Raw genomic sequence first — 13,900 nt, forward strand, 5'->3', positions numbered from 1 at the left:
TGTAGCCAAAATATAACAATATTAGAAGTGTATAACACCTAAACGGAACAAGCGATATTAGTGTTTAATTTATAACTTAAGAGAGCAGATGGTCATACATTTAGTTTACACAGCAGCGGTAACACGAAAAATCTATTTGGATATTTGGCGCAATATTAAGAATTTGCCAAGTTAGTCTATTCCTATTTCTATATTTATAGATAATAATAGCCTATCCCCAGTCGGTGCAGAATATGCATAAACCGATTTTGGGAAAGGAGTGTATTATTCTATGCGAAGATCGCGTATTCCTTATTGTAGATAAATCTATAAAAATAAATCAATTTCATTAATTTAAACTCAAAGTATCAAAGATGAGAAAATCAATTCTCTTGTTTGTACTCTTTACTCTGACAAGTATCCCCCTGTTGCTTTTTGCACAGGGTGGATATCAGGTAACAGGACATATTATTTCGTTGGAAGACAATCAGCCGATGATTGGTGTGTCTGTTTTGGAGAAAGGTACGACGAATGGGGTAATTACCGACATGAATGGTAATTACAGTATCACAGTGACGAAATCCCCCGCCATTTTGCAGTTTTCTTATATCGGAATGAAAACGGTGGAAAAGCAGGTTACAGCATCTGTTCGTATTGATTTGACGATGGAAAGTAGCGCACAATTAGTGGATGAAGTGGTGGTGGTAGCGTATGGTGTACGTAAAAAAGGAACCATTGCAGGTTCTGTTTCTACGGTAAAAGCTGAAAAAATGGAAAATGTACCAGCGCCGAGTTTTGATCAGGCTCTTCAAGGACAGACACCGGGGTTGATGGTATTGTCTAATTCAGGTGAGCCAAGTAAAGCTGCTACCTTTCAGATCCGTGGTACTAATTCTATTAACTCAGGTACTGCACCTTTGTTTATACTAGATGGAGTTCCTATCTCAAATTCGGATTTTAATACGATTAGTCCGAGTGATATTGAACATATATCTGTATTGAAGGATGCTTCTTCCACTTCTATTTATGGTGCTCGTGCTGCAAATGGTGTGGTTGTAATAACAACGAAACGTGGACGTATGTCAGAAGCTGCCAAGATTACATTCCGTACACAACTTGGTTTTTCACAGCTCGCTAATGAAAATTGGGACCTGATGAATACGGCTGAGCGAATCCAATATGAAAAAGAAGTAGGGTTGGATGCTGGGAAGAATTATGATAAGCTGGGCCAGACGAATATTAACTGGCTTGATAAAGTTTATAATAGTAGTGCACCTTTGCAGAATTATGAGTTATCAGTAAGTGGAGCGACAGAGAAAGTAAACTATTTTGTTTCCGGTGGATATTACAATCAGGATGGTATTGCAGTTGGTTCCACTTTTGAACGTTTTAATTTCCGTGCTAATGTCGAGGCAAAAGCAAATGAATGGCTGAAAATAGGAACGAACTCTATGTTAGCTTATGAAGAAGTGGAACAGAGTGATGATGGAGAATATGCATTGTGGGCTCCTATCTCGGCAGCACATTTCATGATGCCATATTGGGATCCTTATCAAAAAGATGGGAGTTTAGCTTTGCAGGATGACGGAAGTTGGACGGGTACAGGTGAGAATCCTTTGGGTTGGATGACAAACAATCCGTTAGGCAATAAAAAATATAAAGCAATATCTACTTTTTACGCGGAAATTAATCCGATAGAGGGATTGACGGTTCGTACGCAATTAGGCGCTGATTATTCACATTCTACTTCCTTTCTTCAATCTTTTCCTAGCTATAAACCTAATAATAATTATGGTGCGGCAAGACGGACTTCAACAGATATGCTGAATCTTACTATTACGAATATCGCAAACTATCGTTTTATGTTGAAAGATTTACATTCGTTCAACTTTATGATTGGGCAAGAAGGAGTAGATTATCGTTATGAAGCTTTCCATGTGACATCACGGGGACAAACAAATGATTTTTTAACAAATATCAGTTCTGGAACCACTGCTTCTTCTTGGAGTGATACTAGTACTGCATATTCTTATCTGTCTTTTTTTACTCGTGGTGAATATAATTATGATGATCGTTATTATGCAGACTTTTCAGTTCGTGCAGATGGTTCTTCCCGTTTTGGTAGTAATGAGCGTTGGGGAACTTTTTGGTCGATAGGTTTAATGTGGAATCTGCGTAAAGAGAAGTTTATGGAAAAATATTCCTGGTTAACAAATGCGCAGATTACATTAAGTACAGGTACTTCCGGTAACTCATCTATTAAAGATTATGAACATTTGGCTCTTGTGTCTAGCGGATTGAACTACGGAGGAGATGCAGGTATTGCGCCTGCCCAAATTGGTAATGAGAAACTTGGTTGGGAGAAATTATGGACAACAAATGTCGGTTTACACTTAGGCTTCATTAATCGTTTTAATGTAGATCTTGAATTCTATAATAAGAAGACAACCGATATGTTGATGAGTGTGCCGTGTTCTTATTCGGATACAGGTTTTGGTTATCGTTGGGATAATGTCGGCGCAATGGTGAATCGTGGTGTCGAATTGGCTGTAAATGCAGATATACTCCAGATTAAAGATTTTATATGGAATATAAGTGCTAATATTTCTTATAATAAGAATAAGATAACAGAACTTTATAATGGGGTAACTGAATATGAAGATGGTATTACTGCACGCAAAATGGTTGTTGGACATCCTGTAGGAGAATTCTATATGAATCGCTATGCCGGAGTAAATCCTGCCAATGGCGATGCTTTATGGTATACTAAAGACGGAGAGATTACTACAGAATATAATGAAAATGATAAAGTGATGATGGGTAAAACCTATTTCGCTCCATGGCAAGGTGGTTTTGGTACAACCCTTTCATGGAGAGGCTTTTCATTGAATGCACAGTTTAGTTGGGTTGCTGATCGCTGGATGGTTAATAATGACCGTTATTTTGAAGAAGGAAACGGACTTTTTAATGGCTACAATCAGTCAAAACGTTTACTTTATGATCGTTGGAAGAAGCCGGGAGATTTAACAGATATTCCACGTCATGGTGTGTCTCCGCAGATGGACTCACGCTTTCTGGAGGATGCATCTTTCCTGCGTTTAAAGAATGTAATGATAAGCTATACCTTTCCACAAAAATGGTTGCATAGAACAAACTTCTTGAATAATGCCCGCATTTATGCTCAAGGGCAGAACCTATTGACATTTACGAAGTTTACAGGTATGGACCCTGAGTCTAGTAACAATATCTATAAGGCGCAATATCCTATGTCGCGCCAATTCTCATTTGGCTTAGAGATATCATTTTAAAAGATACAACAATGATAAGAAAAATAAAATTATACATAAGCTTGGCTGCCGTAGTACTTTCGTCGACGGCTTGCCTTGATAAGTATCCGGAAAATGCTATTTTGCAAGGGGATGCCATTAAAACAGTAGAGGATGTGGATCAAGCTGTGATTGGTATTTATGCCGGATTTAAAACGACTGCGCTATATAGCGGATATCTAACTTTGCTTCCGGATATTCAGACGGACTTAGTATATGCTGTTCAAGGATATACAAATGTATATGGCAATATATGGCGTAATGAAATATTGGCGACAAACCCAGAGATTGAAGATGTCTATGGTACTTTGTATACCATCATTGGTCGCTGTAATTTCATACTTGATAATGTTGATCAAGTGGAGGCGGGAACTACTGATGACACGAAGTTGGAAAGGTTGGAAAACTACAAGGGAGAAGTTTATTTTGCTCGTGCTTTGGCTTATTCTGAATTACTGAAGTGTTTTTGCAAAGCGTATGAGAGTGATGAACAAGCTGCCAATGAATTGGGATTGGTTTTGAAGTCCAGCTATGTTAATCCGCAACCATTAAAACGTGCGTCTCTGAAAGATTCCTATCAGTTTGTGATGAATGACTTGGAAAAGGCTACCGAATATTTGGCATTGGATGAAGATGATAATACTACACTTTATAATGCTGGATATTTTTCTATCGGTACTGTTAACTCTCTTTATGCTCGTTTGTATTTGTATATGCGGAAATGGGATAAAGCTGTTGAATACTCTAGTAAAGTGATTGATAGTAAGAAGTATTATCTGGCAGATGCGACAAAAAAGAACTATTCAACTACTTATAATGATTTCCAATATATGTGGCAATATGATGATGCAACAGAAATTATCTGGAAAGTCAAATTTGAAGTAACTTCTTATGGTGGTGCATTGGGTTCTATATTCCTTAATTATGACTATACCTCTTATAGACCGGATTATGTACCTGCTCAATGGGTGCTTAATGCCTATGCATCAGCAGATTTGCGTTATAATGCTTATTTTGCTAATGCTACTACTGGTTATAGTCATGGACTGACTTGCCCGCTTCTGATAAAATATGCAGGAAATCAGAATTTTATAGCAAAACAGATTCTGTTTGTTAATATGCCGAAACCTTTCCGTTTGGCTGAGCAATATTTAATCCGTGCTGAGGCTTATTGTCAGATGGGAGCTGCTTATTATGGAAAAGCCGGGAAAGATATTTCTACTTTGAGGATATCTCGTTATTCTTCTTATGGCGGTGCTACAAATATCACTAAAGATAATTGGTTGAAAACAATCAGTGAAGAACGTGTGAAAGAACTTTATATGGAAGGATTCAGGCTTAACGACTTGAAACGTTGGCATGAAGGATTTGAGCGTAAGGAGCAGAAACTCACCGTATCACCGGGTAATAAATTGAAAGTCGACAAGGATGCCCCATATTTTGTATGGCCTATCCCACAGCATGAATTAGAAGCTCCGGGAGCTGATATCGAACCAAATGATAGCAATAAATAATGTATAAAGAAAAAAATACGATAATGAAACGATTATTTATAGGAATGGGTGTAGTGATGGCGCTCACAGTTGGTTTATCCGGTTGTGGTGATGCTGCTAAAACTACGTATAATGGTCCCGACTATGTAATGTTCGCCGATACGATGTCGCTTTTTCCGGTACAGAATAGTCAAGACTATTTTACAGTACCTGTGGCATCTACTGTAGCTTGCGATTATGACCGTACGTTTGCTGTTGAAGTAGACGAAAAAGCAAGTAATGCAATTGAAAAGAAGCATTATGTCATTGAATCAAATACAGTGACTATTAAGGCTGGTGAACGTGCGGCAGATTTGAAGATCCGGGGTATTTATGAGAATATTGGAAAAACAGATTCACTTTCGATTACATTACGTCTTGTTTCTAATGATGAAACACGGTGGGATTTGTATGGAACGAAGACACGTATAGAAATGATGAAATCTTGTCCGTTCGATTTGAATGTCTTTACTGGATGGTGTAAAGTGACTTCATCTTTTTATCAGGATTATATGAATAATATCGACTTTCGTCTTATACAGACTGAAATAGATAAGAAAGAAGAAAATACGATTATCATGCATGACTTCTTTTATAAAGGGTATGATTTAAAATTAAAATTTGATCCGTCTGATCCAATGGAACCTTTTGTAGAAATGGATGAACAAGTATTGGGTAGTACTTCTGAGGCTTTTGGCACTATTTACGGGAATGGGAAGTTAATGGTAAAACAACCATCGATTTATACTTCCTATTACAATGTTTGTCAGACTTTTGTTTTGCAGTATATCACTGTTTATGTGAAGGATGTAGATACTGTTGGTACCTATATTAATATTCTTGAGTGGATTAGTGATGAAGAAGCAGAACGTTTGCTAGCGGGTCAGAACTGATATCTTTTGAGAATTTAAAATGTTGATTATATGAAAGATAAAATATATTATTTAAAATTTTTGGTGTTGGTATTCTGTCTTGCCTTTGCATCATGTTCGGATGACGATGACAAGGGACAAGGTAATCCTGTATTTCCTGAAGTGCAAAAAATATCTTGTGCGGTTGGAGAAACAGCGACGCTTACCTTCAATGCAAATATGAATTGGAAATTGAGTTCGTCCGCTCTTTGGTGTAAGTTTGTCGTTGATGGCGGACAAGGTAATTCTTGTTCCGGTGAGGCCGGTGAACAGACAATAACGGTCAGCATAGGAGATGATGCTACTGCTTTGAATAAATCTTATAAAGCGGAAATCTATTTATGGATGGGCGGGGATAAAAAGGTTGTTTATGAGATTACTCGTCCATCTACCGGATATGAAGTTTCTTTATTAGATGAAAATGGTAATCCTTATACCGAAAATAATCCGGCAACTATTGCTTATAAATCTTCTTCTTTTTATATACGTGCTAATTTTGACTGGCAATTAACTGAGTGGCCTGATTGGATTGATGCTGATAAAACTTCCGGTGAAGCAGGTGAGCAAAGCACTAATAAACTTTATATAAACATACAGTCTGGACATACGAAGAATGCTAATGACGGTTTTCTTACTTTTATGAATCAGGCTGGTGATAAGGTGGCTACGGTTCCGGTGAAGTATGAAGGAATACCAAGTAATGCGATTGAGATTATAATTTCATCTCAATGGAATTGGACTTTTTCATCAGATGGATCAACTTATTCGTCATCTTCGGGAGAAGAGCAAGAGGCGCCATTTACATTTAATGTAATAGCTAAAGATGATCAATATAAAGTAGTTTGTCTCATTAATGAAACAGAATATACTTATTCTCGTGTAGAGGATGAAAATATTGAATCAAATTGGTTTCATGTGAAAAAAGAAAATGAAACAATAGAATTATTAGTCGATAATAATGATGGTATAGAAAGAGGGGGAGCTGTGATCGTATTTCCAATGGATGTTTGGAATGAAGTGAAAAATAACTTTGATGACTTGGTACTTCCTGGTGGAGAGGTTGCTTCTAAATATGATGATTATATCATAACGTTTAAGCAGAGTGGAATTGGAGGTGCTGAAGATGGATTTACGGCTAGTAGCGAATATGGCGGAAAACTAGAAATAATAGATATGAAAACGGTTGTGGAGGATCCTGATATTTTGTGGGGAGAATACAATACGGATCAGGTTTATCAAATTAGTCTGGAAGGTATGCATCTGTATGGTACTGTAACCGTAAACATGAATGGTAAATTTGCGAATGCTATTGTTGTTCCCCAAAATCCATATGAAGGTGAAGGAGAAAGTGTAGTCGTTGAGACAGAAGGAAGTACGATTATGATATACCAAGCGTATTTGATGGAACCAGGTGGTGATGCAATAACAATTTATTTATATTCTCGTTCAGGAGAGACAATAGGTGTACTTTTGGTAGAACGGCCATTGGAATAAGAATAGATCAATATAATCAGGAAGATAAAAATATTTTCAACTTATGAAATATACAATATTATTCACAAAGATGCTTTTCATTTCATGCCTGCTTATGGCTATGGGAATATCTGTAACCGGATGTTCTGATGATGACGATGAATTGCAATCTGGCTACGGTTACGCTCAATTCAGACTATATAAGAGCGCATCGTACGGAAACGGTGAGTCAGGAAAAACTCGTGCTGGAACCAATGAATTGGAATATTTGCGTGAGGCGCAAAAAATGAAAATTGTTCTTATAAACAATGAAGATGGAACGGAGATTTCACAAACTGTAGGTTTGGATGCCATTAATGATCAAGACGCAGAATTTGGTATGCGTAGTGAGAAAATGCAAATGTTGGCAGGAGAATATACAGTTGTAGGTTTTTATCTTTATAAAATAGAAGGACAAGAATTAGTACCTGTTATTTCTGGCGAACCAGAAAAAGAAACAGTTATTCGGGTAGTTGATGGTGGATTGTCTTTACAGGATATCACAGTGAATGCAGTAGAACGCGGTAGTGTGAAATTTACTTTAGTGAAGGATATTGCTAATGCGACTCGTGCTGCTGGTGATGCTGCTTATTTGTTGGAGAATGTCAAATATGTGACGATAGAGGTCAAAGATCTGTATCTGACAGGGAAAATTATTCCTCCTTTAAAAGAGATTCCCGTTACTTATCAAGAGAAAGGGAAGGAGATTACCACGGCAGATGGTGAGAAAAAAACATATATTTACTCGGTTTCTGTAAGTGATTCTTTGCTTTATTTGAAGGCCGGGACCTACAAGATTTCAAAATACACCTTACTGGATAGAAATAAAAAAACGATAGAAGTGAATGTGACTAATATCAAGGAAAATCAGTTTGTTGTGAAAGATAATCAAACAACAGAAGTTGAAGTTCCTGTCTATATGCGGACTAATTCACCAAAGTTGAAGGATTATAAAGCTTTGAAAGCTATCTGGGATGCCTTGGATGGAGAGCACTGGAGCTATACCGGTATTTCTCACACTGTTGGGTGCAATTGGAATTTTGATAAGGATATGGATCTGTGGGGTGATCAACCGGGTGTGGAATTAGATACGGAAGGTCGTGTTGTATCTTTGAATTTAGGTTCATTCGGTCCTGAAGGAGATATCCCTGATGAAATCGGTGACTTGGAAAAATTACAGGTTCTGACATTTGGTACTCATTCGGATCAAGTAGGTGGGTATTTGGAAAAGAGTCTGAAGGCATATATGAGTGTTGAAGAGAAAAAGGCGGTTCGTGCTGATTATTATGAAACATTCTTAAGAAAGGACTTGAAGAGAGATTGGAAAAAAATGGGCTTCTCGGAACCTTTGTTACAGGTTATCGATAAAGTGAATACAGAGCAGAAACCCAACCTTAGATATCCGGTCCAGGTAACTAACAGTCAGATTCTGAATCGTTCCGGTATTTCTTTAAAAGATGTTTCTCCGGGAAGACTAACGAATGGTATTCGCAAAATATCGGCAGCAATTGGGAAATTAACTAATTTACGTCAGTTCTTTATTGCTAATGGTAAATTTGAAGGTTTTGAGGAAGGAACAGATTTATCTAAACTCGAATCTTTGACAGATGTTGAGATCTATAACTGTCCTTCAATGAAGGAGTTTCCGAAAGAGATCTGTCGATTACCGAATTTGGAACTTTTAAATCTGGCTAATAATCCTCAACTCGAATCAGATGTATTATTGAATGGATTGAAAGGATTGGCTGATGAAAAGTCTGCTACTGCAAAGACTGTTCAGATGCTCTATTTGGGTAATAACAATTTAACTGAAATTCCGAAAGAGTTTAAAAACCTGAAGAAACTCGGTAAATTGGATTGCAATAACAATAAAATTGCCAAGGTGCATCCATTGGGTAAGGATGTGAATCTGGTTCAGTTAACAATGGACTATAACCAGATAACGGAGGTTCCGAATGATTTTTGTGGATATGAGGATGTCGAATCTTTCTCGTTTGCTCACAATAAGATAACGAAATTCCCGAATATTTTCAATGCAAAATCTGTATATGTTATGTCTTCAGTAGACTTCTCATACAACGAAATTACAGAATTTGCAGGAGAAAATGAGACTGGGGATAATGCCTTTAAGGGAATCAATGCATCGACTTTATCTTTAGCTTATAATAAACTAAAGACTTTCCCCGGCATTCTATTCAAGACAAATTCGCAGATATCTACATTGGCCTTAGCAGGTAATGGTATTACAGATTTTCCCAAGGGAGCTTTAGATGGAAAGTATACTAATTATTTACAAAGTTTGGATTTAAGCTATAATAAATTAAAAAAGTTACCCGAAGATTTTGATGCGACAAAGATGCCTTATCTCTATGGTATTGATTTGAGTAATAATCATTTTGAGAAAGTTGCTACAGGTCCGTTGAATATCGATCATTTGAATGTATATGCATTTAGGAATCAACGTGATGAACAAGGTAATCGTACTGTCTCTGATTGGCCGTCAGGTATATCTCAATGCCCGAGTTTGCTTGCGGTGTATTTAGGTGGTAATGATTTCCGGAAGGTGGAAGAAAGCCTGACTGGGTTTAGAATCGTTGAAATCAAAGATAACCCGAACATAATGATCGACGTATCAGCTGCTTGTAATTATATCAAAGCTGGTTATTTATTATTGATCTATGATCGTACACAGGCTATTCGTGGTTGCGATGCTTTGGATTTAGAATGATACATTTATGATAATAAAAAGAAATTTGAATATGAAATCGTTATTAAAGATAGCTTTCAGCATTTTTGCCGGTATGTGTATATTTGCTGCTTGCGATGACTCTGATGATAATACTGTTTCCGGTTTATCAATTGACACCGAAGAAATAACTTTGGGTGCTGAAGGAGGAACTGAAAAAGTAAATGTCGCTGCAGGGACAAAATGGGTTGCTAAGGTAGATCAGCCTTGGGTACAAGTTATGCCGGCAAACGGAGTGGGGTCTGCTGAATGTACAATTGTGGTAGACACAACACTAAGCAACAAAGTGCGGCATGCTGCAATAACATTTATGCCGGAAGGTGCTGCTGCTCAGAAATTAGAGGTACACCAGACTGGTTACGGAAAAATGATTGGTGTTAGTAAAGAGGAAGTCGAAATTCCGAATATGGCGGCATTAGACAAACGTGTTTTCTATGTATCTGTTACAGCAAATGTTCCTTTCAAGATTGAGTATGAAGAAGATATAGAAGGAGGAGTGAATACATTTGCATTGAATGCTACCGCTAAGACATGGGTTCAGAATGATAACTATGAGCAAAATTTGACTGCTGGTGCCCGTCCTCGTACCACTAAGGTTCGTTTTACCTGGAATATGAATACGGATCCTCAAAAAAGAAATATGAAGGTTAAATTCCTACCATTGAACGAGGAGGACAAGGAGAAAACACAAACAGCAGAATTGTTGGTTAGACAGGAAGCTTCTCCTGAAATTAAGGATACTCGCGAGGGAGATTCAATAGCATTGATCATTATTCGTGAAAAGGTACGCAGTATGACAACTTGGGATACAAGTGAAAAGCTGGATTATTGGACAGGTGTCAAATTATGGGAGAAGAAAGATCCGGAAGTGAAAGCGAAACCGGAATTGCTTGGTCGTGTACGTTCTGCAGAATTCCGAATGCTGGCAACTAAAGAAAGTCTTCCGGCGGAAGTTGCCAAATTGACTTATGTAGAGTCATTGACTTTCTATGGCAATGAGAACACAATGTTATTATATGATTTGGAGTTAGGTTCTTCGGTATGTGGTCTGAAGTATCTGAAGAATTTGGCAATAAATGCTTACGGTATATCTAAACTGCCGGATGAATTTAAAAATCTGAGTTCGTTAGAGAAACTGGATTTGAGTAGTAATAATTTTGAGGAGATACCAACAATGTTGGATCCTGAAAATTTCCCGAACTTAAAATCATTAAGCTTTACTAATATGCAACGTTATTCTGTTGTTACCAATTTGCAAACAGATACGAGGGAGCATTTAGGATTAGTGATTAATCTAAATAGCAGCTATGATAAGAATACTATTGCATTTAAAAAATTATTAAAATGGGATAAGTTGGAGAGACTCAGTTTGACGGGTAACTTGATTTACGGACAATTGCCTGATATGAAAGATGTTCCTTGTTATACTTTGAGTGATGTTACAACATCTGCTTTGGGCGATACGTTGAAAGTTGCTTGGGGAGGAGAACTGGGCTTTGAGGACACAACAGGTGAGGAGGGTATTTTGGCAAAGACTCCAAGAGTGTTGCCTAATACTAAAGTATTTGCAATTAACCTGAATTTCTTGAGTGGAACTGTGCCTGATTGGATTAAAAACCATCCTTATTATTCAAAATGGGATCCTTTTACTTTCATTTATACTCAAGAAGATGGAAAAATAGATAAGACAGGAAAGGTTGTCGGATTTGATTCGGATGCTATTCCTGCGAATCTGGATAAATATTATGAGTGGTATCCTATGCGTAGACCGGAAAAAGTAGAATAAGTATGAAGAAGATATATTTGATTTTAATGGCTGCATTTGCAGTAACATTTGGTGCATGTACGGACAACGGTCTTGTAGGAGATGCTACTCTCGAAGGACCGGAGGCTCCGGTTATCAATTCTCCTGATGGTGCCAATGTAGGCGAGATTATGGTGAAATTTAAACAGGAAGTAACTACTACGTTAGATCAATCTGCTACGCGGGCTATGGCTGGGGTAGTAACTCGCTCCGGTATTTCCTCAATAGACAATGTACTTGATAATATCGGTACTTATAAATTTGAAAGAATCTTTCCGGTGGATAACCGGAAAGAGGATCTTACTCGTGAATCCGGCTTACATCTTTGGTATGTGATTCATTTTGACAAAGCTGTTGACATAGAAAAGGTCGCTCAGAGTCTGTCAAAGTTGAATGAAGTGTCAAAAATAGAATATAGCCATTGCATTAAGAGAGCTTATGATCCTGCGGATAAACCTACGTTTTTGACAGCTGATGTACTTAGAAAGAGAGCAATGACACGCGCTGTTGCTTCAAATGGAACTTTTTCTGATACTTATCTGGATTTACAATGGGGCTACATTAATGATGGAAAGATTCTTGAAGGAGTGGAAGCTGATAATGGTGATCTTGTAGCTCAAGCTAAACAGGGGGTAGACGTCGGTTGCAAAGATGCATGGGCAAAATGTACTGGTGATCCATCAATTATTGTTGCTGTATTGGATGAAGGTGTAATGTGGGATCATGCTGACTTACATGCTAATATGTGGGAGAATCCGAGAGAAACATTTGGGGCACGGACTGATGCTGATAATAATGGTTATAATGGTGATAAATATGGTTATAACTTTGTGAACGATATGGGATTCATTTCCTATGATGATGTAAATGATACCGGACATGGAACACATGTAGCTGGAACAATTGCCGCAGTGAATAATAACGGTATAGGTGTTTGTGGTATCGCAGGTGGTGACGGGACTCCTGATAGCGGGGTGAAAATCATGTCATGCCAAGTGTTTGCCGGAGACGCAGGTTCTACCTTGTATCAGGAAGCGAAAGCCATTAAATATGCTGCTGATAATGGTGCGGTAGTGTTGCAGTGTAGCTGGGGATATAATTCAGGATTGTCCAATCCGTTGAATTATTCTCCCGGATATACAACTGATAAACAATGGCTAACTGCTTGTCCGCTTGAAAAGGAAGCATTGGATTATTTTATTCACAATGCAGGTTCTCCCAATGGAGTAATTGATGGTGGTATTGCTGTTTTTGCCGGTGGTAATGAGTATGCTGCGATGCCGGGATATCCGGGGGCTTATTCTGATTATGTTTCTGTAGCTGCTATAGCCGCTGATGGTACCCCTTCTGCATATACAAACTATGGAGATGCAATTAACATTTCAGCTCCTGGTGGAGATAGTGAATATCATAGAAGTGATTTTGGTAAGATCTATTCGACTTTACCTCCATTAGCAGCTGACAGAGATAAGCATGATTCGGATGGAGAAAAAGAAGGATACGGATATATGGAAGGTACTTCTATGGCCTGTCCTCATGTTTCTGGTGTTATTGCATTAGGGCTTTCGTATGCTGCTCAACAACATCGTCATTTCCGTGCAGAGGATTTTCGTGACTTAGTGTATAAATCTGTAAGTGCAAAAATAGAGGACTATTTTACTGAAGAAACAAAAACATTCTGGATGAATTACTCTGCAGCTGGTTCTATGTCGCAGATGCAGATGGAACGGGGTGCATATATTGGTAAAATGGGCTCCGGGTTAATTAGTGCTGCCAAGTTGCTGAATGCCATTGCTGGTGGTGCCGGAATTGATATGAATCAGAAAGTTCCTAATACTTTTGTCCTGATAAATAGTACAGCTACAGTAAATTATATCCGTTTCTTTGAAAATGGGGAGAGTCTTTCATTTACTAGTGATGTGGCCGATAAAACAGTAGCAACTATGGAGAGTACGGATGGTAAAACATTCGTTATAACAGGTTTGAAAGCTGGTTCAACGAAGGCAACTGTAACAGGAGGAGGAAAAACAAAGGAATTCTATATCACGGTACGCAAAAATAGTAGTTGGATGTAGAATATAGTAAATGGA

Annotated in this window: 7 protein-coding genes; all 7 read left to right on the top strand. The window is 37.9% G+C overall.

The genetic code is table 11. The annotated features are described in order from the left end of the window. Window positions 1-353 precede the first annotated feature (353 nt). Genes GD631_RS12625 through GD631_RS12655 form a run of 7 tightly spaced genes read left to right on the top strand, consistent with a single transcriptional unit; the run spans window position 354 to window position 13,885 of the window. Window positions 354-3,287 (top strand): SusC/RagA family TonB-linked outer membrane protein, encoded by a 2,934-nt coding sequence (locus GD631_RS12625; protein ID WP_143257317.1) that lies wholly within the window; start codon window positions 354-356, stop codon window positions 3,285-3,287. 11 nt (window positions 3,288-3,298) lie between these two features. Beyond that, window positions 3,299-4,819, top strand: a complete 1,521-nt coding sequence (locus GD631_RS12630) for a RagB/SusD family nutrient uptake outer membrane protein (RefSeq protein ID WP_143257318.1) — start codon at window positions 3,299-3,301, stop codon at window positions 4,817-4,819. A gap of 23 nt (window positions 4,820-4,842) precedes the next feature. Further along, window positions 4,843-5,730 carry a DUF4984 domain-containing protein gene (locus GD631_RS12635; protein ID WP_143257319.1) on the top strand — a complete coding sequence of 296 codons (888 nt, stop codon included), beginning with the start codon at window positions 4,843-4,845 and terminating at the stop codon, window positions 5,728-5,730. A gap of 30 nt (window positions 5,731-5,760) precedes the next feature. Beyond that, window positions 5,761-7,242, top strand: coding sequence for a DUF8477 domain-containing protein (locus tag GD631_RS12640; protein WP_143257320.1), 1,482 nt, complete (start codon window positions 5,761-5,763; stop codon window positions 7,240-7,242). 43 nt (window positions 7,243-7,285) lie between these two features. Then, window positions 7,286-9,988, top strand: coding sequence for a leucine-rich repeat domain-containing protein (locus tag GD631_RS12645; RefSeq protein WP_143257321.1), 2,703 nt, complete (start codon window positions 7,286-7,288; stop codon window positions 9,986-9,988). Window positions 9,989-10,019: 31 nt separating this feature from the next. Continuing rightward, window positions 10,020-11,792 (top strand): BACON domain-containing protein, encoded by a 1,773-nt coding sequence (locus tag GD631_RS12650; RefSeq protein ID WP_143257322.1) that lies wholly within the window; start codon window positions 10,020-10,022, stop codon window positions 11,790-11,792. A gap of 2 nt (window positions 11,793-11,794) precedes the next feature. Further along, window positions 11,795-13,885 (top strand): S8 family peptidase, encoded by a 2,091-nt coding sequence (locus GD631_RS12655; protein WP_143257323.1) that lies wholly within the window; start codon window positions 11,795-11,797, stop codon window positions 13,883-13,885. Window positions 13,886-13,900 lie beyond the last annotated feature (15 nt).

Source organism: Bacteroides luhongzhouii (assembly GCF_009193295.2).
Classification (GTDB): Bacteria; Bacteroidota; Bacteroidia; order Bacteroidales; family Bacteroidaceae; genus Bacteroides; species Bacteroides luhongzhouii.